Consider the following 24,767-nt stretch of genomic DNA (forward strand, 5'->3'; position numbering starts at 1 on the left):
GGGCGCCCGAGGGGCTGTAGCTGAAGCTCATGGCGGTGATGCCGGACAGGCCCGGGATCATGCCGTCGTGCCAGCCGGTGGCGTCGGTGTAGATCTCGTGCAGCTCACCGTTCTCGATGGCCTCGATGACCCGGTTGCCGTTGGCGTTGTAGGTGAAGCTCATCGCCGTGACGCCGGAGACGCCCGGGACGGTGCCGTCGTGCCAGCCGGTGGTGTCGGTGTACACCTCGTGCAGCTGGCCGTTCTCCACGACCTCGATCGTGCGGTCGAAGCCGGCGTTCGGGTTGCAGACCAGCTTCATGGCCTTGTCGGCGTCCGGGGTGCCCAGACCGGTGGCCATGTCGTAGCCCGACCCGGCCCAGTACAGGCCGCCCTGGATGCCGATGTCGTTGTTGCCGGAGGTGACGTCGCGCAGCGCGCCGATGCCGTGCTTGTTGGCCCAGTAGAACGCCGGGGCGATGAAGCCCACGCGGCCGGTGCAGCCCGGGTTGTTCTGGTGCGCCGTCATGGCGGCCCAGAGCGGAGCGGCGCCGCTGGTGCCGCCGATGATCATCCAGGAGCCGGCGCCGGTGGCGACCACGTAGCCGGTCGACGGGTCGGCGTTGGCCGCCACGTCGGGGACCTGACGGCAGGTCGTACCGGCCGCGCCCTGGCACTGGTTGGTGTAGCCCGGGCCGTAGAAACCGGCCTGGTAGGAGTTGCCGTTGAGCGACCAGCGGGAGACGCCGCCGCCGCTCGCACCGCCGTTGCGGTTCCACACCGACTCGGAGACGACGCCGCCGTTGCTGCTCAGCGTGGTGCCGCCGACACCGGTGACGAGCGGCTGGCTCGCCGGGTCGGAGGTGCTCAGCAGGTTGGTGATGTTCGCCGGAGCGCCCATGTTCTTCAGGTAGTTGCAGCCGCTGGAGCCGTCGTCACCGGAAGCCGCCACCACGGTCTGGCCCTGCAGCGCGGCCTGCAGGAAGATGTCCCGCTCGGCATTGAGGTCGCTGGTCGCCATGACCTGGTCGCAGACGCCCCAGCTGGTGGTGACCACCTGGGCGCGGTTGTCCGAGACGATCTGGCGGTAGGTGTTCTGGATGTCCGCCTGGGTGGCGCGCGAGGCGTCCGGACCCTGGTAGACCAGCACGTTCGCGCGGGGCGCGAGACCGATGACGGTGTCGAGGTCCAGGGCGGTCTCGACGCCGACGCCGTTGTTGGTCGGCGGAGCCTGGTAGCCGCTGTTGACCCGGACCCGCTGCACCGAGGCGTTGGTGCCGAAGCAGGACTGGAAGGTGCTCAGACCGGCGTCCGAGTAGTCCTCCAGGGCGAAGACGGCGACGGTCGTGCCGAAGCCGCCGTCGGTCATGCCGTTCAGGCCGTAGGCCGAGGCGAGCGCGGAGGGGCTGAAGTAGTCCTTGCTGTCCGACTTGCCGGGGAACGCCGAGGCGGCGCCGGCGCACATCGCCGGGTAGGCACCGGCGGCGGCGGTCGCGGCCGGGTGCGCGAGGCCGGTGCCGGCCTGGCCGGTGGCCCCGACCACGTGGCTGCTGTGCGCCTGGGCCAGGGTGTTCAGGCCGACGACGCCGGTGATCGCGCCGGCCACGTCGGAACGCACCGCGGGGGCGGCGGTGTTCAGGAAGCCGGTCCGGCCGTCGGGCGTCGTGTAGCCGGCCAGGTCCACGTCGAAGGACTTCTTGGCCTGGGCGACGGTGGTGGAGACCGGGATGGTCAGGCCGTCGGCGTCGAGCTCGCCGGGCTTCAGGCCCTGCGCGGTGAGGGCCTGCTTGACCTTGGCGACGGTGGCCTGGTCGGCGCCGAAGCGCTTCGCGAACTCACCGGTCTTCAGGAAGCGGTGGTACTGCGGCGACGTCTTGTCGCTCACCGCGGCGGCCAGCGCGTTGGCGCCGGCCTCGTCACGCGACTTCAGGTGCACGCTCAGCTGCACCGGGGTGTCGTCGGCCGGAGCGGCGGTCTTGGTCGCGTCGGCCGGGATCGCGGTCGGCACGCTGCCGACGCGCTGCGTGGTCGGCGCGTCGGCGTGGGCGGCAGGCAGACCGGCGTAGGTGACCACGGCCGCGGTGGCTATGGCCAGGGTGGCCGCGCGCGACAGCGGATTGGCGCGCTGCGGCCGGGCGTGTGGCGTCGGATGGGACATCCGCGCTCCCCCCAATTTGATGATTCGATGGACTTTCGAACGAGAGTCCGACGGGAGTTCTATCAGGTCGGGCCGACACCTCCGCAAGGGAATACCCGGTTGAGCGCCCAGGGGGGCCGCCGGAGCGTCACCCGCAGGGCCGTCGGCATGCGACCGAGCACGGCCCCGGACCAGCGCCGACGGCGCCGGAAGCCGGTCCGGCGGCCCGGGGCCGGCGGCGGTGTGAGATCGTCATCACGCCGCCCCGGCACCCTAGTTCGCACTCCCGAGCGGACCGGACGCCCGGCGCTACGGGGCCGCGATCGCGAACCCCAGCATCACCGCGGCCGAGACCACCACGGCGCCCGGCGCGAGGTCCGCCTCCGAGGCGCTGTCCGCGGAGCCGTGGCCCCGGTAGCGGCCCCCATCGATGCTCTCGGGATCGACGTCCTCGATGTGGACCACGGCGCCCAGCTTCACGCCCGCCGCCGCCGCGTACAGCTCGGCCTTGGACCGGGCCGCCCGTACGGCGCTCTCGCGGGCCCTCGCCCGCAGCTCCGGCTTGTTCCGCACGTCGAAGTCGACGCCGTCCAGCTCGTTCGCCCCGGCGTCGACCGCCGCGATCAGGAACGGTTCGAGGGAGTCCAGGTCGTGGTACTCGATGGCGAACGCGGCGTGGCAGCGGTAGCCGGTGAACTTCCGGTCCGCGCCGTAGCCGCTCCACGCGGTCTGCAGGTCCAGCCGCGACGCCGACACCTGCGCGTCCTGCACGCCGTGGGCCCGCATCGCTTCGCGCAGGGCGGCTATCGCCGCGCGAGCGGCCGCGAAGGCCTCCTGCGGCGTCGGTTCGGTCCGCTCCACGCCGAGCCGGATCCGGGCGAGGTCCGGCGCCGCCTGCACACTGGCCGCACCGTAGCCGGTGACTCCCCACGGGGACTTGATCGTTGTCTGCATGGCGCGCAGTCAACCACGAAGCCTCGTACCGGGCAGGCGAGTTGTCCCGGGGCGGGGACGGCGGCCCTCCCGTTGCGGCGGGGGCCGCTCCGCCCGCCGGCGCGGGCGGAGCGGGGCCGCCGTTCAGGAGTGGAGGCGGTTCAGCGCGGCGGTGACGACGCCTTCGAGCTGGGCCGGGGCGTCGGTGGGCCGGCCGGTGAGCTCGACGATGCCGACCCGGGTGCCGCTGCGCAGGACCGCGACCCCGCCGGTGGCGGTGCCGTCGCCGTTGTAGGCCGGGTACCAGCGGGCGGTGCCGCCGGCGGCGGTCAGGGTGTGGGCCGCGCCGTAGTACCAGTGGCCGGCGGGCTCGTCCTGGCAGTCCTGGACGAGCGAGACGAGCTGCTTCTCCCAGGTGTCGGCCGTGGTCCCGGTGGGGGCGCTCGCGGCCGACTCGGTCAGCAGACCCTCGGTGTCGAAGGTCCAGGTCACGGACGCGTACGCGGTGGCCTTGTCCTTGGTCAGGTCGCGCATCGTCTCCTCGCCGGAGCACGCGGACAGCGCCTGGCGTCCGGTCAGCGCAACGGTCGCGCCGACCGGGTTCAGGCCCTGCCGGAAGTCCTCGCTCTGGACGAGGTGGGCGGAGCCGAGGCCGGGCGCGGTGACCGCGGCCGGGCGGCCGGCGTTGTGCGCGGCCCCGTCGGCGGCGGCCGACTGGGCGCCGACGACGCCGACCGTGATCAGTGCGGCGGCGACGCAGGCCGCGGCGGCGAAGCGGTTGCGGCGAACGGACTTCTGCTGGACGGCCTGGTTCTCGGTCATCTGGTCCCCCTGCTGGTCGGGACGCCTGCTGCGTCCTCGTACAACCGGGGAGATGCCGCCGGAGGAAGGAAAGTCGGAGCCCCGACCCGCTGTTTCACAGCTGTGACAGAGCGGCCCTGACGACGCGGTCCATCGCGGCCGTGCCCAGGCAGGCGTCGACCTCCAGCACCCCGTAGTGGGTGCCGCTGCGCAGCACGGCGATGCCGCCGCAGGGCTCCGTGCCCTCGGGCGCCGTGCCGGTGGTGTTGAGGTCCCCCCGATAGGAGCCCATCCAGTTCCCGACGACGTCCGGAGCGAGCCGCACCGTCGTGGTCTTTCCGTAGACCCAGTGCCCTGGCACCTCCTCCTGGCAGGGCACCTCCTCCAGCAGCAGGCGGTCGGTGAAGTTCTGCGCCAGGGAAGGGGTCCGGGCGTCGGCGGCGACCTCGCGGGCGACCTGGTCGCCGTGGCCGGTGGCGGCCAGCGTGGTGTCGTCCGGGTTGGTGCGGGGGGTGGTCATCAGCCCGCGGAAGTGGGCACCGGGCCCACCCAGGGTCTGGGTGAGGGTCTTCTCGCCGGAGCAGGCCGCGTTGGCGTAGGCCCCGTCGCCGTACCGGTCGCTGACGTGGATCCGCCCGCTGCCGACGTCCGGGTCGAACGCCGCCGGGTCCAGGAGGTTCGCGGTCGTCACCGGCCCGGTCGCACCGGTCACACCGGTCGGCGAGGCGGAGCCGGAGGCCGAGGCCGGGGACCCGGGCGTCGGGACGGACCCGCCGGGCGTCGCGGGAGCGGACGCGCCCTGGGACGCCCCGCCGGCCGCCGCACTCGACCGTGCTGCCGGGTGCGCGGTGGAGCCGGGGGGCGGTGGCAGCACGAACCGGCCGGCCGCCAGCCCGAGCGCGGCGGCCGCCACCACGGCGGCGACGGCGGACCGGCGCCGGACGACGGTGCGGCCGCCGCCCGCCGCGGGACCGTCGTTCACGGACCGGTGACCAGACGCGCGCGCATGAAGTGGCGGGCCCGGTCGATACGGTCCTTGACCGTGCTCAACGGGGCGTCCAGCTCCTCGGCCACCTGGACGTAGGTCAGGTCGCCCAGGTCGCGCAGCACGAACGCCTCGACCAGGGCGGGGTGCTGCTCCTCCAGCGCGGTCAGCGCCTCCATCACGTCGAGCCTGGTCCCGGCGATGACGCTGGTGGTGCGCGGGTCGACGGACTCGGGGAGGTCGGCGTGACTGTCCTCGGCGCGCCGGCGCATCGAGCGGTAGGTGGACCGGGCGGCGTTCGAGGCGATCACCGTCACCCAGCCCTGGAAGGAGCCGTGGCCGCCGTACCGGCCCAGGTGCGTGCTGATGGACAGCAGCGCGTCCTGCGCGGCCTCCTCCGCGTCGGCGTGGTGGGGCAGGAAGCGCGAGCAGCGGCGCAGGACCACCGGTCGCAGCCTGGCCAGCAGGTGTTCCAGCGCCTCCGGGTCACCCGCCTGAGCGGCCGTCACGAGCCCCTCCAGCTCACCGTCCTCGTACACCCGGATCCCCCCGTTTCGTCCCGCCTGCGGCCCGCCCGTCGGGCGGGAGTTCCGCACGCCCCCCGACTCCGGCAGAATGCTGCCACATGCGCAAGCTCGGCCGTTACCTCCTCGTGGAGCGGCTCGGAGCCGGCTCCTTCGCGACGGTCTGGAAGGCCTACGATCCGGAGCTCGACACCGAGGTCGCGGTGAAGGTGCTGGCCGAGAACTGGGCCGCCAACGCGGATGTGCGCGAGCGGTTCCTGGCGGAGGCGAGGCTGCTGCGCCGGATCGCCAGCCCGCGGGTGGTCCGGGTGCACGACGTCGGGGTGCAGGAGGACCGGCCCTACTTCGTCATGGACTACGTACGCGGCGGCACCCTGGCGGACCGGGTCGGGCAGTGCGACCCGCAGGAGGCGCTGCGGCTGGCCGCGGAGGCGGGCTACGCGGTCCAGGTCCTGCACGAGGCGGGCGTGGTGCACCGCGATGTCAAGCCGTCCAACCTGCTGCTCGCCGCCGGCCCTGCGCCCGCCGCGGTGCTGGTGGCGGATCTGGGCAGCGCCAAGCAACTGGCGGACGCATCCGGGCTCACCGTGACCACGGGCACGCCCGCCTACATGGCACCGGAACAGGCCTTCCAGACCGGCGGGTTCGACGGGAGGGCCGACGTGTACGCGTTGGCCGTGGTGGCCTACGAGCTGCTGACCGGGCAGAAGCCGTTCGGCCCGGGCGGGCGCGCCACAGCCCTGATGACCGACTGGCCGGCCGCCTCGACGCTGCCGGCGCTCCCGGCCGGAGCGGAGCTCCCGCCGAACGTCGCCCTGCTGCTGCGGACCGCGATGTCCGTCGAGCCGGCGGACCGACCGCCGACCGCCCAGGCCTTCGCGGACGCGCTGCTGGCTCCGGCCCCGCAGTCCCGGCCCCCGGAAGGCCCCGGGTGGCTGACCCCGCGCGCGGTCTGTCTGGCGTCGGGCACGGTGTTCACGGCGACGACCCTGCTGGGCTGGCTCCTGCGTTGAACCCGCGTCGACGCGGCTTCGTTCCGGGGCGGAAGGAGGTCGTCACGTCACGGGGCGCCGGCCGCTGACGGCTACCGTAGGGTCGAGCACATGCGACTGAGCACGGTGATCCTCCCCATCCACCGGTGGAGCGAGGGGCAGAAGATCTGGCGGCGGGCCGAAGACCTCGGCTTCCACGCTGCGTACACGTACGACCACCTGTCCTGGCGGAGCTTCCGGGACGAGGCGTGGTTCGGGTCGGTGCCGACCCTGACCGCGGCCGCGACGGCGACCGAGCGGCTGCGGCTGGGCACGCTGGTCACCTCGCCGAACTTCCGGCACCCGGTGACCCTGGCGAAGGACCTGATCACGCTGGACGACGTGTCCGGCGGCCGGGTCACGCTGGGGATCGGGGCCGGCGGGACGGGCTACGACGCGACGGCGATGGGGCAGGAGGCGTGGTCGCCGAAGGAGCGGGCGGACCGGTTCGGCGAGTTCCTCCCGTTGCTGGACGAGTTGCTGCGCACCGACGCCACGACGCGTGAGGGCACCTACTACTCGGCGGTCGAGGCGCGGAACATCCCCGGCTGCGTGCAGACGCCGCGGGTGCCGTTCTACGTCGCCGCGACCGGCCCGCGCGGGCTGAAGCTGGCGGCCGAGTACGGGCAGGGCTGGGTGACGTACGGGGACCCGAAGGGCCCGGCGGACGTGCCGGTCGAGCAGGCGCCCGGGGTGATCGCGCAGCAGATCGAGAAGCTGGCGGCGGCCTGCGAGGCCAAGGGCCGGGACGTGGCCACGCTGGAGAAGATGCTGCTCCAGGGCTCGACCGCGGAGAAGCCGCTGCAGTCGCTGGACGCCTTCGTCGACTGGGCCGGCACGTACCGGGAGCTGGGCGTCACCGAGCTGGTGGTCCACTGGCCGGTCCCGGACTCGATCTTCGAGAACGACCTCGCCGTCTTCGAGCGGATCGCCACCGAGGGCCTGGCGCAGCTCGGTTGATCCCGCTCCGCCGGGGCGCCGTGCCGCCGGGCGCCCCGGCGGCCGGTGCGGTGATCCCCGGGGTCGGCGTCGGGGCGAGGCGCTAGTCTGTCCGCCGCACCATCAATCTGATCATGTGTGACAACGGGGGTTCCTTCGCCATGTCCGTTTCCAGGAGACTGCTCGCCACCGCTCTGGTCGCCACCGCCGCGTTCGGCCTCGCGGCCTGTGGACCGGACGACTCGTCGGACCAGGGCGCGGGTGGCGGGTCGGCCACCGCGACGGCCGCCCCGACCGGCGCGGCCCCGGCCCCGGCGTCGCCCACCGCCGCCCCGGGCGGCACCGGGAAGCCCGCCGCGCCGACCGGCACCCCCGGCGCCTCCGGCGAGCCCGAGGGCTTCTGCACCCACGGCCCGCTGCCGGCCGGCCAGAAGTGGATCTACCCGGCGAAGGGCACCACCACGACGACCCTGGTCTACAAGGAGACCAAGGACGCCTGCGGTGTCAACGACGTCGTCTTCGAGCCGGTGGGCGCCGACAAGACCGCCGCGTTCGCGCCGACCGCCAAGGGCCACCTGAGCTCGGTGCTGACCGCGCCGAAGGACGTCAACCTGGCCGACCTGGTGAAGCACGTCAACGAGTGCATCGCCAACCCGGACAACCAGAAGGGCTCGTACCCCTGCTCGGGCGGCGACTACAAGGTGGCGATCGACGCCTCCGGCAAGGTCACCGAGCTGTGGGAGCGCGCGCACTCCTGAGCCGGGTCGGACACGGCGCCGGGCCCGCTCACCTCAGGTCGAGCCGCCCGGCGCCGTTCGCGCACCCGAGCGGCTTCCCGGCGGCGGGCGCGGTGGTGGGCGGCCTCCGGTTTCCGCCGACCCCTAGGGGAGAGAGGCCCCGGCGTCATACCGCAGCAGCAGAGGGGCTCGTCATTCCAGCTCATGACCCGTACCGCGCAAGGCCGTTACGTTGATGGGCGTGTCCACAGCTGTCATCAAGACGGACGGCCTCACCAAGAGGTTCCCCCGGGTCACCGCCCTCGACCAGCTCACCGTCGAGGTGCGGCCCGGGGTGGTCGGGCTGGTCGGGTCCAACGGTGCGGGCAAGTCCACACTGATCAAGATCCTGCTCGGGCTCGCCCCGGCGACGTCCGGCCGCGGCGAGGTCCTCGGCCTGGACATCGCCACCCGGGGCTCCGAGATCCGGGAGCGGGTCGGCTACATGCCCGAGCACGACTGCCTGCCGCCGGACGTCTCCGCCACCGAGTTCGTCGTCCACATGGCCCGGATGGCGGGCCTGCCGGCCACCGCCGCCCGTGAGCGCACCGCCGACACCCTGCGGCACGTCGGCCTCTACGAGGAGCGGTACCGGCCGATGGGCGGGTACTCGACGGGCATGAAGCAGCGGGTCAAGCTCGCCCAGGCGCTGGTGCACGACCCCAAGCTGGTGCTGCTGGACGAGCCGACCAACGGCCTCGACCCGGCCGGCCGGGACGAGATGCTGGGCCTGATCCGCCGCGTGCACAGCGACTTCGGCATCTCGGTGCTGGTCACCACCCACCTGCTCGGCGAGCTGGAGCGCACCTGCGACCACCTGGTCGTCATCGACGGCGGCAAGCTGCTGCGCTCCTCCTCCACCGCCTCCTTCACCGAGGCGACGGCCGTCCTCGCGGTCGAGGTCACCGACCACCCGGAGGACCACGCGGTCGAGCCCGCCGCGGTGGTGCGCGAACGCCTCGCCGCGGCCGGCGTCGACGTCCAGTCCGAGGGCTCGCACCTGGTGCTGGTCCGGCTGGCCGACGAATCGACGTACGACACCATCCGTGACACCGTCGCCGAACTCGGCCTCGGCCTGGTCCGGCTGGAACAGCGCCGGCACCGGGTCGCCGAACTCTTCACCGAGAACCGCGACGACCGTGACGAACAGGCCGGCCGTGACGACCCGGCCGGCCGGAACGCCCAGGACAGCAGGGGAGGTTCGGACGATGTCGCTGCCTCCTGAGACCAGGCCCGCCGACACCGGCGTCATCCACGACATCGGCTACCGCGGCTACACCGGCCCCCGGCTCGGCCGCGGCTACGCCACCCGCGCGCTCTTCACCCAGAGCCTGCGCGCCGCGTACGGCCTCGGCCGCTCCGGCAAGTCCAAGGTGCTGCCGATGCTGGTGCTGGGCGCGGTCACCGTGCCCGCCGTGATCTTCGTGGCGATCGCGATCACCCTGAAGCGCGACGAACTGCCCGTCGAGTACGCGGGCTACCTCGCCAGCCTCAACCTGGTGATCTCGGTCTTCCTGGCCTCCCAGGCGCCGGTGCTGCTCTCGCGGGACCTGCGGTACCAGACCGTGCCGCTCTACTTCTCCCGCCCGATCACCCGCACCGACTACGTCCGGGCCAAGTTCGCGGCCATGGTCTGCGCCCAACTGCTCCTGATGACGGCCCCGTTGCTGGTGCTGTACGCCGGTGCGCTGCTCGGCGGGATGGACTTCTCGTACAACACCGGGCACTTCCTCTACGGTCTGGTCGCGGCCGTGCTGTACGCCCTGGTGCCGACCTCGGTGGCGCTGGTGATCGCGGCCGCCACCCCGCGCCGGGGCTTCGGGGTCGCCGCCATCATGGGCTACCTGGCGATCAGCGCCGCGGTGGCCGGCATCGCGGTCGGCATCAGCGACCCGGGCACCACCGGCTCCGACGGCGCGCAGTGGACGTCGCTGATCTCGCCCACCAACCTGGTGGAGTCCCTGGTCAACGAGCTGTTCGACCTCGGCACCGGCCTCGACCGCCGGCACGCCCCGGGCGGGCTCGGCCTGACGGTGTTCGCACTGGTGGCCGCGGCCCTGGTGGTCGGCTCGTACCGGCTGCTGCTGAGCCGCTACAAGAAGGTTTGAGAGAGGGCGGCATGGCCACCATCAGCATCGACAAGGTGTCCCGCTGGTTCGGGAACGTGGTCGCGGTCAACGACATCACGATGGCCGTCGGCCCCGGCATCACCGGCCTGCTCGGCCCCAACGGCGCGGGCAAGTCCACCCTCATCCACATGATGAGCGGCTTCCTCTCCCCGTCCAGCGGCTCGGTCACCCTGGACGGCGCACCGATCTGGCGCAACCAGCAGGTGTACCGGCAGATCGGCCTGGTCCCCGAACGGGAGTCGATGTACGACTACCTGACCGGCTGGGAGTTCGTCCTCGCCAACGCCGAACTCCACGGCCTGCCCCAGCCGGGCGCCGCCGCCCGCCGGGCCCTGGACCTGGTGGAGATGGCCCACGCCAAGGACCGCCGCACCGGCACGTACTCCAAGGGCATGAAGCAGCGGGTCAAGATGGCCTCCGCGCTGGTCCACGACCCGTCCGTGCTGCTGCTGGACGAGCCCTTCAACGGCATGGACCCGCGCCAGCGGCTCCAGCTGATGGAGCTGCTGCGCCGCTTCGGCGCGGACGGCCGCACCGTGCTGTTCTCCTCGCACATCCTGGAGGAGGTCGAGCAACTCGCCCGGCACATCGAGGTCGTGGTGGCCGGGCGGCACGCGGCCTCGGGCGACTTCCGCAGGATCCGCCGACTGATGACCGACCGCCCCCACCGCTACCTGGTCCGCTCCAGCGACGACCGCCGGCTCGCCGCCGCGCTGATCGCCGACGGCTCCACCACCGGCATCGAGGTGGACGAGCGCGAGCGGGCGCTGCGGATCGAGGCGGTCAACTTCCAGGGCTTCACCACCCTGCTCCCCAAGGTCGCCCGGGAAGCCGGCATCCGGCTGTACACCGTCTCCCCGGCCGACGAGTCGCTGGAGAGCGTCTTCTCGTACCTGGTCTCCGCATGACCGCCGCCGTGACCGTTGCTGCCCAGGAAGGGGCCGACCGACCATGAACCCCACCGTCGCCAGGCTCACCCTGCGCGGGCTGCTGGGCCGCCGCCGCGGCCTCCTGCTGCTGGTGGTCCCCGCGCTGCTGCTGCTCGTCTCCGCCGTCGCGAGCGGGTCGACCGCCGACGCGCACGGCCTGACCGTCAAGATCCTCGGCCAGCTCGGCCTCGGCACCCTGGTCCCGATCCTCGGCCTGGTGGTCGGCACCGGCGCCATCGCCACCGAGATCGACGACGGCTCGATCGTCTACCTGCTCGCCAAGCCGATCCCGCGCTGGCGGATCATCACCACCAAGCTGGCCGTCGCGATCGGCGTCACCTGGCTGTTCTCGGTCGTCCCGACGATGCTGTCCGGGCTGATCCTGTACGGCAACCGGGACAACACGGTGCTCGGCTACACCGTGGCGGTCATGGTCGCCGGGGCCGCGTACAGCGCGCTGTTCCTGCTGCTCGGCGTGGTCACCCGGCACGCCGTGGTGGCCGGGCTCGGCTACGCCCTGATCTGGGAGTCGGTGGTCGGCAACTTCGTCGAGGGCGCCCGGACGCTGAGCGTCCAGCAGTGGGGCCGGGCGGTGGCCGAGGCCGTCGCCGGGGACACCGCGATCGGCGCCGACGTCTCGCTCGGGGCGGCCGTCCCGCTGCTGCTGGCGGTCACCGTCGGGGCGACGGTGCTGGCCTCGGTGAAGCTGGCCGGGCTGACCCTGGCCGGCGAGGACTGAGCCGCGCGCCGACGGAGCCGCGCGCCGGCGGAGCGTCCGGCAGGAAGCCGAACGGCGCTCCGGCCCGCTGGACTGCGGGCCGGAGCGCCGTCGAAGCGCTGTACGGAGATCCCGGGGGCTCAGAGCGTACGGTTGCGGCCCGCGCCCCAGCCGGCCGCGCCGACCACCACGACCAGCGCCAGCATCAGCACCAGGGTGGTCTCCCAGCCGCCGGTGAGCTGGTGCAGCGCACCGGCGCCGACCGGGCCGGCCGCCGCGACCAGGTAACCGATCGCCTGCGACATCCCGCCCAGCTGGGCGGCCCCGGCCGCGCTGCCGGTGCGCAGCACGATGAACGCCAGGCCCAGGCCCAGCGAGCCGCCCTGGGCCACGCCGAGCACGGTCGCCGACACCCACGCCGCGGACACCGGCGCGACCAGCAGCATCGCGATGCCCAGCCCGTTCAGGGCCGCCATCGTCACCGCCAGGGCGCGCTGGCTGGTCATCCGGCCGGCCATCAGCGGCACCAGGAAGGCGCCGGCCACCTGCACCAGGTTGGAGAAGGCGAAGACCAGGCCGGCCTGGCCGCGGTCCATGCCGTGGTCGGCCAGGATGGTCGGCATCCAGGCCACCAGGGTGTAGACCAGCAGCGACGAGATGCCCATGAAGAGGCTGATCTGCCAGGCCAGCGGGGACTTCCAGATGCCCTCGACCGGCTTGCTCGGCGCCGCCGGCGCAGCCGCCGAGCCCCGTTCCTGACGGCTGCGCAGCACCTGCGGCAGCCACGCCACCGCCGCGACCAGCGCGAGCAGTGACCACGCGCCGAGCGAGGCCCGCCAGCCGCCGCCGAGCGCGTGCTCCAGCGGGACGGAGGTGCCGGCGGCGAGAGTCGCCCCGACCAGCATGGTGGTCGAGTAGACGCCGGTCATGGTGGCCGCGCGGTCCGGGAACTCCCGCTTGACCAGGCCCGGCATCGACACGTTCAGCACCGCGATGGCCACGCCGATCACCACGCAGCCCGCGTACAGCGCCGCCACCGACGGCAGCACCCGCAGCAGCACGCCCGCGCCCAGCACCAGCACCGCGCCCAGCACCACCCGCTCGGCACCGAACCGGCGGGTCAGCCGGGGGGTGAGCGGGGCGCCGACGCCCTGGAACAGCACCGGCACGGTCGTGATCAGGCCGCTCGCGGTCGCGGAGAGTCCGAGGGTCCGCTGGATCTCGTTGACCATCGGGGAGATCGCGGCCAGGCAGGCGCGCATGTTCAGCGCGACCAGCAGGATGCCGGTCAGCAGCAGGACCGGATGGGCCAGCCGGGAGCGGACGGGGAGCGGGGCAGGGGTGGTGACAACCGGCTGCCGGGCACGGGTGACGGCCATGGGTGTGCTGTTCTTTCCTGAATGTGCGTGGATGCGGGCGGGAAGGCGGAGGCTCGCGCCGTCCTACTTCCGGGCCGCGATGGCCGCGAGCAGCTGCTCGACGGCCGCGGTCGGGCCGGCGAGCAGCGAACGACACGCCGCCTCGGCCCGGTCCGGGTCACCGCTCTCGATCGCGTCGACCAGCGCCTCGTGGGTGGCCACGACCGCCTCGGGCATGTCGTGGTCGCCGAAGGCGGAGGTCATCGCCTCACGGACGGAGGCGCCGAAGTACCGGTAGACCTCGGTCAGCGCGGGGTTGTGCGCGGCCTCGACGACCGCGGTGTGGAACTCCAGGTCGTGCTCGACGGTGGCCTCGCGGCTCGCCCGCTCGGGGTGCGCCGCGAACACCTCGGCCTCGCGGGCCAGCGCGGCCCGCATCCGCCGGACGTCCTCGGGGGTGTGCCGCAGCGCGGCCAGCCGGGCGCCCTCGGTCTCCAGCGCCGCGCGGACCTCCAGGACGTCCCGGATGCCCGAACGCTGGACGCCCCGCAGGACGGAGGCCGGGTCGCTGGTCGAGCGGACGAACGTCCCCTCGCCCTGGCGGGAGACCAGCATCCCGGCGTGCACCAGCACCCGGATCGCCTCCCGCACGGTGTTCCGCCCGACCTGCATCTGCTCGGCCAGCTCGTGCTCGGTGGGGATCCGCGACCCCACCGGCCAGACCCCGCCGGCCAACTGCTCCCGCAGCTGGTCGATCGCGGTGTCCACCAGGGATCGCCGCCCGGCCGCCTGCAGGCCGTTGCCCTCGCCGCTCATTCCGGACTCCCTCCCTCGCGCACGTCCACACCAGTCGTAGGTCATCCTACAACCACTTGCCCGGTCATCCTACAACTGGCGACGAACACTCCGTGAACGCCCGACCACCGACCCGCTGCCTGCTCCCGAAGCCCGACCGCGCCCCCGGGCCCACCTCGCGCTCGACCCCACCCGCGGCGACCAACCCGAGTTCCCCGCCCCGAAAGGGGCGCGGGGAACTGCGCGCGGCGGAAGACCACCGACGCGAACGTGCCTCACGCCCCGGTTCCCCACCCCGGCTCCCCCACCCCGGTTCCCCGGGCCGCCAGGCCCGGTCAGCGGGGCGGGTAGAGGCGCTCCAGGACGACCGCGACGCCGTCCTCGTCGTTGCCGGCGGTCACGGTGTCGGCGACGGCGAGGAGTTCCTCGTGGGCGTTGGCCATGGCGACGCCGTGGGCGGCCCAGCCGAACATCGGGACGTCGTTGGGCATGTCGCCGAAGGCGATGGTGTCGGCGGCGCGCAGGCCGAGGCGGCGGGCGGCGACGGCCAGCCCGGTGGCCTTGGAGAGGCCGAGCGGGAGCAGTTCGACGACTCCGGGCCCGGCCATCACGACGCCGACGAGGTCTCCGGCGGCGCGGCGCGCGGCTTCGGCGAGGGCGTCGTCGGTCAGCGCGTGGTGCTGGATGTAGAGCTTGCTGACGGGGGAGGCGAGGAGTCCGCCGCGGTCGACCCGGACGACGGGCAGGTCGGAGCCGATGAGCAGCTCGTAGCCGGGGCCGGCCAGGACCTGGCCGTCGAGACCGTCCTGGTTGGCGGCGACGGCGAGCGGGCCGGTCTCGGCCTCGATCTTCTCGACGGCGAGCGCGGCGAGCCGGCGGTCCAGGGTGAGCGAGGTGAGCAGCTTGTGCGCGCCGGCGTCGTAGACCTGGGCGCCCTGGCCGCAGACGGCTATCCCGGTGTAGCCGATCTCGTCGAAGACCGGGCGGGCCCAGACGGCCGAGCGGCCGGTGACGATGATGTGCAGCGCGCCCGCGCCGGTGGCCGTGGCCAGGGCGGCGCGGGTGCGCTCGGAGACGGTCTCCTCGCTGGTCAGCAGGGTGCCGTCGAGGTCGGTGGCGACCAGCCGGTAGGGCAGGCCGCCACCGTCGCGGGTGTCCTCCGGGGAGACGGGGCTGGGGCTGGTGGTGCTCATGGGCCGGTCGTCTCCCGGGAGTTGCGGGTGGAGCGGGTGGTGCGGCGGCTCCCCGCGAGGGGAGCCCGGGGGCCGGGCCTACTTGACCGGCTGGAGGACGGTCCGTCCGCCGAGGAACGGGCGCAGTGCCTCGGGGACGACGACGGAGCCGTCGGCCTGCTGGTGGTTCTCCAGGATCGCCACGATGGTGCGCGGGATCGCGACCAGGGTGCCGTTCAGGGTGGCGAGCGGGCGGGTCTTGCCCTCTTCGCGCATCCGGATCGACAGGCGGCGGGCCTGGTACTCGGTGGTGTTGGAGGTCGAGGTGACCTCGCGGTACTTGCCCTGGGTGGGGATCCAGGCCTCGATGTCGAACTTGCGCGCGGCCGAGGCGCCGAGGTCGCCGGAGGCGACGTCGATGACCCGGTACGGCAGCTCCAGCGCGTTGAGGAAGTCCTTCTCCCACTGGAGGAGGCGGCGGTGCTCGTTCTCGGCGTCCTCGGGCGTGGTGTAGACGAACATCTCCACCTTCTCGAACTGGTGGACGCGGATGATGCCGCGGGTGTCCTTGCCGTAGGTGCCGGCTTCGCGGCGGAAGCAGGACGAGTAGCCGGCGTAGCGCAGCGGCAGCTTGTCGGCGTCGAGGATCTCGTCCATGTGGTACGCCGCGAGCGGGACCTCGCTGGTGCCGACCAGGTACCGGTCGTCCTCGGCGAGGTGGTACACGTTCTCGGCGGCCTGGCCGAGGAACCCGGTGCCGTCCATGGCGGCCGGGCGGACCAGGGTCGGGGTGATCATCGGGGTGAAGCCGGCCGCGGTGGCCTGGGCGATCGCCATGTTGACCAGGGCGAGCTCCAGCAGCGCGCCGACGCCGGTCAGGTAGTAGGAGCGGGCACCGGCGACCTTGGCGCCGCGCTCGGTGTCGATCGCGCCGAGGATCTGGCCGAGCTCGACGTGGTCGCGCGGCTCGAAGCCCTCGGCGGCGAAGTCGCGCGGGGTGCCGATCTCTTCGAGGGTGACGAAGTCCTCCTCGCCGCCGACCGGGGCGGCCGGGTCGATGAGGTTCGCCAGCGAGCGGAGCAGGCGGTCGGCCTCCTCCTTGGCGGCGCCCTGTTCGGCGTCGGCGGCCTTGACCTCGGCGGCCAGGTCCTTGGTGCGCTGGAGCAGGGCGGCCTTCTCGTCGCCCTTGGCCTGGGCGACCTGCTTGCCGAGCACCCGCTGCTCGCTGCGCAGTTCGTCGAAGCGGCTGCCCGAGGACCGGCGCCGTTCGTCGGCGGAGAGGAGGGCGTCGACCAGGTCGACGTCCTCGCCACGGACGCGCTGCGAGGCGCGCACTCGGTCAGGGTCCTCACGGAGCAGGCGAAGGTCAATCACAGGCCCAAGCGTACCGGGCGGGCGTTCCTCCACCGGTACCGGTTTTCCCCTGGGGATAACCGCCCCGAACCTGTGGATAACTTCTGTGGGGAACTCTCCCGGGGCGGGTTATCCACAGGCTGGGGGCAGGGGCTGTGGATCGAAGGGGAGGGTCACCCTCCGCGCGATCGAACCAGCGAATTGAGGTTTCAAACCTCATTGGACCTTCCCGAGTGAGGGAATTGAAGCACTCAGACGGGTGATTTGCTGGCAACCGGGTGACTCTGGTCCGATTAGTCATCTCTGCGACGCAAACCGATGGTCCGACCGGTTCTGGGTAATGGCTATACCGGTTTGTCGACTCGTCCCCAGACCTGTGGATAACTTCCGGCTGTGGACAGCGGGGAGGCCTGTGGACAGCGGCCGCCGTCGTCGGACCGGCCTGTGGATGACGGGTGCGGTCGTCCGCCCCGCCTGATCGGACCGATCCAAAACGGTCGGAAAAGGTCAGAAAGACGGAAGGTGTCGCTCGGGTGACTCAGATGTCCCCGCGCCCGTCGAGCGCGCGGGAGAGCCAGTCCGCCGCCGAGCTGAAATCCTCGTCCGAGGTCCCCGGCCGCCGGTGGGTGGACACCTGCCGGTCGGCGCGCGGATAGGAGCCCAGGTACCGCACCTGGGGGCAGATCCGCTTGAGCCCCATCATCGCCTCGGCCACCCGGCGTTCCGAGAGGTGGCCCTCGCAGTCGATCAGGAAGCAGTAGTTGCCCAGGCCCTCACCCGTCGGCCGGGACTCGATCCGCATCAGGTTGACCCCGCGCACCGCGAACTCCTGCAGCAGCTCCAGCAGCGCGCCCGGGTGGTCGTCCGGCAGCCAGACCACCATCGAGGTCTTGTCCGCACCGGTCGGCGAGGAGACCCGGCCCGGGCGGCCGACCAGGACGAACCGGGTGGCGGCGCTCTTGGCGTCCGCGATGTCCTTGACCAGCGGGTCCAGCCCGTAGATCGGCGCCGCGAACTCGCCCGCGAAGGCCCCGTCGTAGCGGCCCTCGGCGACCAGCCGGGCGCCGTCCGCGTTGGAGGCCGCCGACTCCCAGGTCGCCTCCGGCAGGTTGGCCGCCAGCCAGCGGCGCACCTGCGGCTGGGCCACCGGGTGGCTGGTCACCGTCTTGATCCCGGACAGCTCGGTGCCCGGCCGGACCAGCAGCGCGAAGGCGATCGGCAGCAGCACCTCCCGGTAGATCATCAGCGGTGCGCCGGAGGCCAGTTCGTCGTTGGTCGCGGTGACCGCGCCCTCCACCGAGTTCTCGATCGGCACGAACGCCCCGGCGGCGTCTCCGCCGCGCACCGCGTCCAGCGCCAGCGCCACCGAGGACAGCGGCACCAGCTCGCGGGTCGCCGCCTCGGGCAGGGTGTGCAGGGCCGCCTCGGTGAAGGTGCCGGCCGGGCCGAGGTAGGTGTAGCGGGTGGCCGACATGACGCCTCCGTGGGAACTCGGTGCTGCCTGGACGGGTGGTGCCGAAACAGTCACCCTAACGATTCCGCGGCCCCGGCAGGAAAGCGTTCCACGGGCCGGGACCACCTGTGGTAGCGGCCGCGGGGCCGCCGGGCGCTACCCGTCGAGCAGCTGCTGGCCGAGGTGGCCGCCGACCGGCGCGGCCGGAGGCACCGCGTACACGCCGCTCGCCTCGTGCCGCAGGAAGCGGGAGAGGCCGTCGCCCCGGGACAGCTTGCGCTGCACCGGGGTGAAGCCCTTGCGCGGATCGGCCTGGAAGGCCATGAAGAGCAGCCCGGCGTCCGGCGAGCCGTCCGGCAGCAGCCCGTCGTGGTACGAGAAGCCGCGCCGCAGCATGGCCGCCCCGCCGTTGGCCGTCGGCGCGGCGACCCGGATGTGGGCGTCGGAGGGGATCGCCAACGCGCCGTCCGGGCCCTGGGCGGACAGGTCGACCGGGGCGTGCTCGCCGGCCCCGGCGGGCGTGCCGAGCGGGGCGCCGTCCGCCTTGCGGCGTCCGATCACCCGCTCCTGCCGGTCCACCGGGAGCGCCTCCCAGTGGTCCAGCAGCATCCGGATCCGCCGGAACACCAGGTACGAGCCGCCGGCCAGCCAGCCCGGCTGGTCGCCGCCGGCGGCGCAGAACACCTTGGCGGCGAAGCCGTCCTCGCCGGGCTTCGGGTTGTTGGTGCCGTCGACCTGGCCCATCAGGTTGCGGCCGGTCACCGGCTGCGCGGCGGCCCCGGGGGTGCGGGCGAAGCCGGCCGACTGCCAGCGCAGCGCCGCCGTCCCGGCCGCCAGCCGCTGCAGCACCCGCAGGGCGTGCACCGCCACCAGCGCGTCGTCGGCGCCGATCTGGACGAACAGGTCGCCGTCGCCGCGGGCCGGGTCGAGCGCGTCGCCGGGGAAGGCGGGCAGCGGTTCGAGCCCGGGCGGGCGGCGGTCGGCCAGCCCGGCCTTGTCGAAGAGCCCGGCGCCGAAGCCGACCGTGAGGGTGAGCGAGCAGGGGCCGGCGTCCAGCGCGACCTGGTTGTCGAACTCCTCGGCCGGCTCCCCGGCGGTCAGCCGCTCGGCGGCCTTCGTCCAGCGCTGCAGCAGGGCGCGCAGCCCGTCCCGGCCCGCCCCCTCGACCAGGTCGAAGGCGGCCAACTGGACCCGGGCCTGCTGCGGTTCGAGGATCCCGGCCTGGTGCTCGCCGCGGAACGGCACCCGGGCGGCGCCGAGCACGCCGCCCGGGGTCGCCGCGCCGGTGGTGCGGTCGGCCCGGTCCAGGGCGACCGCCCCGGCGACGCCGGCCCCCGCGCCGACCAGCAGCCCGGCACCGGCGGTGCCGAGCAGGGCACGCCGGGTGAAGCCCGCCCGGTCCGCCGGGGTCTGCCCGGCCGGGGCCTCCCCGGCCGCGGCCGGTTCCGTCGTCGTCACGTCGTCCACCGCCGTCAGCCGATCTTGAACTGCTGGGTCGGGGTGGTCTGGTCGATCTCCGAGGAGCGGACCTGCACCGACACCACCCAGGTGCCCGCCAGCGGCAGCTGCGCGGTGCCGCTCCAGCGGCCGGTGCCCTCCGGGGTGAGCGCCACCGGCAGCGGGCCGAGGTCGCGGTCCGGCAGGGTGAAGGCCAGCTGCACCTCGGGGACGTCCACCGGCTGCCCGTCCGCGCCGTCCAGCGCGAGCTTCACCTCGTTCGGGCCGGTCCGGGCCGGGTTGAGGGTGACGGTCGCGGTGCCCTTGGCGTTCGGCGTCCGGCCCTTGGTGTCGTACGGGAGCTTGAGCTCGACGGTGCGGCCCGGCTCGGTCTGCGGCGCGGCCGCGGCCCCGCCGCCGGCCGGAGCGGCGGCCCCGGCCGTGATCTCGCCCGCCACCCGGCCGGGCGGGGAGTTGGTCAGCATCGTGGTGACCACCAGCACCGCCACCGCGACCAGGGCCTCGACCAGCACCGAGCGGCGCAGCCCGGCCCGGTTCGGGGTCAGCCCGCGCTCGCGCCCGGCGCTCTCCCGGGCGGCCCGCTGGCGGTCCAGCTGCGCCCGGCGGACCGGGTCCTCGCTGTGCGCCGCGACGCCGACCGGCTCCGGCACCTCGGCCTGCTCGACCTCCGCCGCCTCGGCCGGGGCCGACCGCAGCCGGGCCAGCCGGCTGCGCGAGATCCAGGCGACGCCGAGCATCACGACCACGCAGCCGCTCTTCACCAGCAGCAGCCGCCCGTACTCGGTGCCGGTCAGCGCGCCCCAGCTGCCCAGGCCCCGCCAGGACTGGTAGATCCCGGTCACGGCCAGCACGGCCACCGAGCCGAAGGCGACCTTCGAGAAGCGGTCCACCACGTCGGCGCCCACGCCCTCGCGCAGCGCGGCCAGGAGTGCGGCCAGCCCGCCCAGCCAGAGCGCCATCGCGATCAGGTGCAGGATGCCGAACGGCAGCGCCAGCCAGACCTGGATGCCCACCGAGGCGTGGTCGGCGCCGACCCAGGTCGCCGCGAGGGCGACCGCCAGCACCAGACCGGCCACCCCGAGGCCGAGCCGGGCCTCCCGCTGCGGCCGCTCGGCGGCCCGCTGCTCCAGCTCGCGCAGCTCGGCGTCCTCGGCGTCCTCGCCCCTGCCCTCGGCGCCCTCGCCGTCGGCCCGCCGGTCCTCGGCGGGCTCGGCGGGGAGTGGCCGCGGCGGCTGCCCCAGCTGGCCGACCAGCAGGGACAGGAACACCCCGCCCGCCGCGAGCAGCAGCAGCCGGGCGGCCAGCGCGGTGCCGATCCGCTCGTCCAGGGTGGCGCGCACCAGCGACAGGTCGAAGGCCTGCCCGATCCCCGAGCCGCGCTCGTACGGCCCGCGCAGCATCAGCACCGCGACGGTGGAGACCAGCAGCGCCGTCCAGCCGGTCATCAGCAGCCGCTGCACCGGGCGCCGGGCGGTGCCGGCCGGCCAGCAGATCAGCACGAAGGCGGCGACGCCGGCCAGCAGCGCGAACGCCGCGTAGGCGACGGTGCGGCCGGTGCCGTACAGGGCGGCGACCAGGCCGTCGGCCTTGGCGCCCTGCAGTGCGGTGGCCGACACCGAGGTGTCCGAGGGCGCGCCGATGGAGAAGGTGAACGCCCCGCCGACGGGGTGCGAGTCCTCCGAGACGGCCCGCCAGGCGACGGTGTACGTGCCGTTGGCGAGCCCGCCCTTCAGGCCGACCCGGGCGGTGTCGCCCTTGCCGTCGGCGTGCGCGGGGTTGCCGGTGTCCACGGCCTTGCCGGCCGGGTCGAGCACCCGGACGGAGTCCGAGGAGAGTGACACGGACTCGCTGAAGGTCAGCGTGACCTCGGCCGGTGCGGTGGCGACCACCGAGTTCTGCCGGGGGTCGGTGGAATCCAGGGTGGCGTGCGCGGAGGCCGGTCCGGCGCCCGCGAGCATCAGCGCGAGCAACGCGCCGAGCATTCCGAGCACCCCGGCGATCCGGCGGTGCGAGGCCTTCTCCAGGCCGGCCGACTGCATGGTGACGGTCCCCTAACTCTGGCCGGGGCGGTAGGTGAGCTCCTTGACCGGCACCTTGACCGCGATGGTGCCGGACTTGGCGAAGGTGAGGTCCAGTTCGAGCTCGTCGCCGAGTGCGGGGGCCTTCTGCCAGCCCATGATCATGAGGTGGGTGCCGCCGCGCGCGAACTGCAGCGCGCCGTGCGCGGGCACGTCCAGACTGTCGACCTGCTCCATGCTCGACGGGGTCGAGCGGTGCATGGTGACCGACTCGGCGCCGGGGCTGGTCACCTTGACCAGCTCGTCCCGGCCGCCGTCGTTGCGGACGGTCAGGTAGCCGGCGGCCATGCCGCCGGCCGGGGGCAGCGGGATGTAGGAGTCGGCGACGCTGAGCCTGGCCGGCCCGCTGCCGGCAGCGCTCGGGCCGCTCGGGCCGTTCTGGCCGCCCTGGCCGCCCGTTCCGCAGGCGGCCAGGATGGCGCCGCCGCCCAGGACGGTGGCCAGCACCGCACCCGTGAGGGCGGTCCGCCGGAAGCGGTGCGTTCCGTTGCCCGCCATTACGCCGCGACCCCCTTGGCGAGCAGCGCCAGGTCGTGCTCGTAGGTCTTCTCCTCGGTGCCGCTCATGTAGAGCACGTGCGCCTTGTCGTCCGAGGGGAGGAAGGCCAGCACCTGCGCGCCGTGGGTCGAGGTGACCGTGCCGTCCGCGTTGACCACCGGGTCCTCGATCATGATGCCGAGCGACTTGGCGGCGGTCTTCACCTTGGCCAGGTCACCGGTGAGGCCTATGAAGTCGCTGCCCATCGAGTCCAGCCAGGTGCGCAGCACCTTGGGGGTGTCGCGCTGCGGGTCGGTGGAGACGAACACGACGTTGATCTTCTGCCGGTCCTCCGCGGGGAGCGCCTTCATCGCGACGCCGATGTCGCCCATGGTGGTCGGGCAGACGTCCGGGCAGCTGGTGTAGCCGAAGAACAGCAGGGTGGCCTTGCCGTTGGTCTGCTGCCGCAGGTCGAAGGGCTGCCCGGAGGTGTCGGTCAGCTGGAGGTCCGGCTTCTCGAAGTTCTTCGCCAGCTTGGTGCCCTGGTACGGGGTGTTCTCCTTCTGCTGGGTGACCTTCGCGGCGGTGGAGCCGCCGCCGGAGGAGCCGCAGGCGGACAGGGTCAGGGCGGCGGTCAGCGCGAGGGCGGCCGCGCCGGCCAGGCGGGCCGTGCGGGCGGGACGGGCGGTGCGGGACATGCGGGTTCCGATCGTGCGCGGTGGGCCGCCGGCGGGGCCGTACCCGTGGTGGGGGTACGGCCCCGCCGGCGCGGGGGTCAGGAGGCGGAGCCGCCGTTCTTGCGACGCAGGCCGAGCACGCCGACGGCGGTGCCGATCACGCCGACCACGATGCCGACCACACCGAGGGTGCGGGCGGTGGAGTCGCTGGCCTTGCTGCCGCTGTCCGAGGAGGCGGCGTGGTCCGAGCTGTCCCCGTGGGCGCCCGCGGCGGGGGAGGCGGTGACGCCGTGGGCGTCGTCGCCGGCGGCGGCCTTGGTGAGCTTCAGGACGGGCGCGGGCTTGGCCGGCTCGGGCTGGCCGTCCTTGCTCTCGTCGATCCAGCGGACGACGTCGCCGTTGTCGTAGCTCTGCAGGGCCTTGAAGACCAGGCTGTCCGAGTCGGTCGGCAGCGGGCCGAGCGAGACCCGGAACTCCTGGAACTGGCCGGGGGCGATCTTGACGCCGGCGTCCGCGGTCCAGGTGATCTTGGAGACGGCCTCGTTGACGTCGTTGCCGTGCACCTTGATCGGCTTGTCGAGCTTCGACTTCTCGATCGTGGCCGTCCAGCCCGGCATCGGCAGGGTCCGGACCGAGGCCAGCGGGTGGTCCAGCGGGAGGTTGACCTCCAGCTTCACCGTGCTCGCGGTGTCGCTCTCGTTCGGCACCCGGAAGTCCACGGCCGTGTAGCCGCCCTGCGGGGCCGCACCCGGGTTCACGGTGACGTGCGCGAACGCGGGGCCGGCCAGCGCCACCACGGAGGCGGCGGCGGTCAGGGCGACGGCGGCGAGACGACGGGCGGGAAGGGAACGCATGATGCGGGGTCTCCGATCGGAGTTCGGCGGCAGGCCGGGGCCGGGCGACGGACCGGGCCGCGCCTCGGCCGCGCTCGTGGTGCCGCGCGTGGGGACGTGTGGGGGCAGAGCCTCGGGCCGGACCCGGTGGTCGGGAAACGGCCCGGACGGTGCGCACACCCGCGCCCGGCACGGCCCGCAGGCCACCGGGGATCGCGGATCAGTACGCGAAGGCCCCGCACGGCGGACCGCGCCGCACCACGCTGTGCCGCAGCACGGCACCCGCCGGGAGCGGGCTCTCGCCGCCCCGGGCCCCGAACCGGCGGACCGGACCGGCCGCGCCGAACAGACCGCGCAGCAGCACGGCCACCAGCGCGAACGCCGACCGCAGCGGCGCCGCCCAGTGCTCCCGGGCCGCCGTCGCCGCCACCCGCAGCAGGCGCCACAGCGCCGCCTCGCCGCGCCGCAGCCACCAGCCCGCCACCAGCGCGGCGGCCAGGTGCCCGGCCAGCATCGACGGGGTCATCCCGAACACGCCGGTCTGCCACCACGGCGCGGCGGCGAACGCGTGCGGGTCCAGGCCCGCCGAGGAGACCAGCTGCTCCGGGGTCGGGCTGCCGGGCAGGCCGACCAGCGTGCCCGGGCGGGCCTCGTTGCAGATCAGCCGGCCGGCCACCTGCGGAACGGTCATCGCACCGGAGGCGCCGTGGTGCATGCCCGACATCGCGGAGGAGCCCGTGAGGCCGGCGAAACCGCCGAAGCCGTGGAAGAGGACGTGCAGACCGAGCTGCCCCGCGCCCAGCGCCCCGGCGATGCCCGCCAGCGAACGCTCCCGGCCGCCGCAGGCCGCGGCGAACGCCAGCACCGCGGCGAAACCCGTCGCCAGCGCGGTCACCGGCACGTTCCCGCCGCCGGCCAGGGCGTGTCCGGCGGCCGCTATCAGCGTGCAGACCAGCGCGAACGGGACGGCCCGGGCAAGCCGCAGGTCCCAGGCGGCGGACCCCGCCGGCTGGGCCGGTCCGGGGGCGCCCGGGAACGGGGCGGCGGCGAGGGCAGTCATGGCCGGGCCATCCTCTCATTGCGTACGCCGCCGACACCGGCAGGGTGGGAAATCCCTACGAATGCCCCTTTCGGCGGCGGCGTGCAGGAGGGGGTGTGCGCCGCTCGGCACAGACCCCGTCCCCCAGTCCATCCGCCGAACGGGCGGTAGCGGCCCCCGGGCACGGTTCACC

Annotated in this window: 23 protein-coding genes; 7 read left to right on the plus strand and 16 right to left on the minus strand. The window is 73.8% G+C overall.

Going from position 1 to position 24,767, the window contains the following annotated elements:
• The 5 genes from ABT048_RS24940 to ABT048_RS24960 form a co-directional block, all read right to left on the minus strand.
• Positions 1-2,137: S53 family peptidase (locus ABT048_RS24940; RefSeq protein ID WP_350523704.1), on the minus strand; the 2,137-nt coding region annotated here is incomplete at its 3' end.
• Positions 2,138-2,425: 288 nt separating this feature from the next.
• On the minus strand, positions 2,426-3,070 hold the full coding sequence (locus ABT048_RS24945) for an SIMPL domain-containing protein (RefSeq protein WP_350523705.1): 645 nt from the start codon (positions 3,068-3,070) through the stop codon (positions 2,426-2,428).
• 123 nt (positions 3,071-3,193) lie between these two features.
• Positions 3,194-3,871, minus strand: a complete 678-nt coding sequence (locus tag ABT048_RS24950) for a hypothetical protein (protein ID WP_350523706.1) — start codon at positions 3,869-3,871, stop codon at positions 3,194-3,196.
• A gap of 94 nt (positions 3,872-3,965) precedes the next feature.
• On the minus strand, positions 3,966-4,832 hold the full coding sequence (locus ABT048_RS24955; protein WP_350523707.1) for a hypothetical protein: 867 nt from the start codon (positions 4,830-4,832) through the stop codon (positions 3,966-3,968).
• The gene (locus ABT048_RS24960) at positions 4,829-5,344 is read right to left on the minus strand and encodes an RNA polymerase sigma factor (RefSeq protein WP_350523708.1); all 516 of its coding nucleotides are present in this window, start codon (positions 5,342-5,344) and stop codon (positions 4,829-4,831) included. The genes ABT048_RS24955 and ABT048_RS24960 overlap by 4 nt, the downstream gene beginning before the upstream one ends.
• Before the next feature lie 116 nt (positions 5,345-5,460).
• Here ABT048_RS24960 and ABT048_RS24965 point away from each other — a divergent pair, with 116 nt between their 5' ends.
• From ABT048_RS24965 to ABT048_RS24995, 7 genes are all read left to right on the plus strand, one after another.
• Entirely contained in the window at positions 5,461-6,372 is a 912-nt protein-coding gene (locus tag ABT048_RS24965; RefSeq protein ID WP_350523709.1) for a serine/threonine-protein kinase, read from the plus strand.
• Between the two features lie 90 nt (positions 6,373-6,462).
• A complete protein-coding gene (locus ABT048_RS24970) occupies positions 6,463-7,350 on the plus strand; it encodes an LLM class flavin-dependent oxidoreductase (protein ID WP_350523710.1) in 888 nt (295 codons plus the stop codon).
• A 140-nt stretch (positions 7,351-7,490) separates the two neighbouring features.
• Positions 7,491-8,087, plus strand: coding sequence for a hypothetical protein (locus ABT048_RS24975; RefSeq protein ID WP_350523711.1), 597 nt, complete (start codon positions 7,491-7,493; stop codon positions 8,085-8,087).
• A gap of 214 nt (positions 8,088-8,301) precedes the next feature.
• Complete coding sequence (locus ABT048_RS24980; RefSeq protein WP_350523713.1) at positions 8,302-9,330, plus strand: ABC transporter ATP-binding protein; 1,029 nt, start codon at positions 8,302-8,304, stop codon at positions 9,328-9,330.
• Positions 9,314-10,213: an ABC transporter permease gene (locus ABT048_RS24985; protein ID WP_350523714.1), complete on the plus strand. Its 900-nt coding sequence runs from the start codon at positions 9,314-9,316 to the stop codon at positions 10,211-10,213. Before ABT048_RS24980 ends, ABT048_RS24985 begins: the two co-directional genes overlap by 17 nt.
• 11 nt (positions 10,214-10,224) lie before the next feature.
• Positions 10,225-11,142 (plus strand): ABC transporter ATP-binding protein, encoded by a 918-nt coding sequence (locus tag ABT048_RS24990; protein WP_350523715.1) that lies wholly within the window; start codon positions 10,225-10,227, stop codon positions 11,140-11,142.
• 43 nt (positions 11,143-11,185) lie between these two features.
• A complete protein-coding gene (locus ABT048_RS24995; protein ID WP_350523716.1) occupies positions 11,186-11,902 on the plus strand; it encodes an ABC transporter permease in 717 nt (238 codons plus the stop codon).
• Positions 11,903-12,021: 119 nt separating this feature from the next.
• On the opposite strand, the gene ABT048_RS25000 is transcribed toward ABT048_RS24995, so the two are convergent.
• The 11 genes from ABT048_RS25000 to ABT048_RS25050 form a co-directional block, all read right to left on the minus strand.
• Positions 12,022-13,260 (minus strand): CynX/NimT family MFS transporter, encoded by a 1,239-nt coding sequence (locus ABT048_RS25000; protein ID WP_350523717.1) that lies wholly within the window; start codon positions 13,258-13,260, stop codon positions 12,022-12,024.
• A gap of 63 nt (positions 13,261-13,323) precedes the next feature.
• A complete protein-coding gene (locus ABT048_RS25005) occupies positions 13,324-14,055 on the minus strand; it encodes a FadR/GntR family transcriptional regulator (protein ID WP_350523718.1) in 732 nt (243 codons plus the stop codon).
• Between the two features lie 314 nt (positions 14,056-14,369).
• Positions 14,370-15,227: an HAD family hydrolase gene (locus tag ABT048_RS25010; protein WP_350523719.1), complete on the minus strand. Its 858-nt coding sequence runs from the start codon at positions 15,225-15,227 to the stop codon at positions 14,370-14,372.
• A 78-nt stretch (positions 15,228-15,305) separates the two neighbouring features.
• Entirely contained in the window at positions 15,306-16,580 is a 1,275-nt protein-coding gene (gene serS, locus ABT048_RS25015) for a serine--tRNA ligase (RefSeq protein WP_350523720.1), read from the minus strand.
• 517 nt (positions 16,581-17,097) lie between these two features.
• On the minus strand, positions 17,098-18,033 hold the full coding sequence (gene pheA / locus ABT048_RS25020) for a prephenate dehydratase (RefSeq protein ID WP_350523721.1): 936 nt from the start codon (positions 18,031-18,033) through the stop codon (positions 17,098-17,100).
• Positions 18,034-18,168: 135 nt separating this feature from the next.
• Entirely contained in the window at positions 18,169-19,470 is a 1,302-nt protein-coding gene (gene efeB, locus ABT048_RS25025) for an iron uptake transporter deferrochelatase/peroxidase subunit (protein ID WP_350523722.1), read from the minus strand.
• A gap of 14 nt (positions 19,471-19,484) precedes the next feature.
• A complete protein-coding gene (locus ABT048_RS25030; RefSeq protein ID WP_350523723.1) occupies positions 19,485-21,509 on the minus strand; it encodes a copper resistance CopC/CopD family protein in 2,025 nt (674 codons plus the stop codon).
• Between the two features lie 12 nt (positions 21,510-21,521).
• Positions 21,522-22,046: a copper chaperone PCu(A)C gene (locus ABT048_RS25035; protein WP_350523724.1), complete on the minus strand. Its 525-nt coding sequence runs from the start codon at positions 22,044-22,046 to the stop codon at positions 21,522-21,524.
• A complete protein-coding gene (locus tag ABT048_RS25040; RefSeq protein ID WP_350523725.1) occupies positions 22,046-22,723 on the minus strand; it encodes an SCO family protein in 678 nt (225 codons plus the stop codon). The genes ABT048_RS25035 and ABT048_RS25040 overlap by 1 nt, the downstream gene beginning before the upstream one ends.
• Positions 22,724-22,800: 77 nt before the next feature.
• A complete protein-coding gene (locus ABT048_RS25045) occupies positions 22,801-23,556 on the minus strand; it encodes a YcnI family copper-binding membrane protein (protein WP_350523726.1) in 756 nt (251 codons plus the stop codon).
• Between the two features lie 199 nt (positions 23,557-23,755).
• Positions 23,756-24,595 (minus strand): hypothetical protein, encoded by an 840-nt coding sequence (locus tag ABT048_RS25050; protein ID WP_350523727.1) that lies wholly within the window; start codon positions 24,593-24,595, stop codon positions 23,756-23,758.
• Positions 24,596-24,767: the final 172 nt, after the last annotated feature.

The sequence above is a fragment of the Kitasatospora sp. NPDC096140 genome (assembly GCF_040303045.1).
Classification (GTDB): domain Bacteria; phylum Actinomycetota; class Actinomycetes; order Streptomycetales; family Streptomycetaceae; genus Kitasatospora.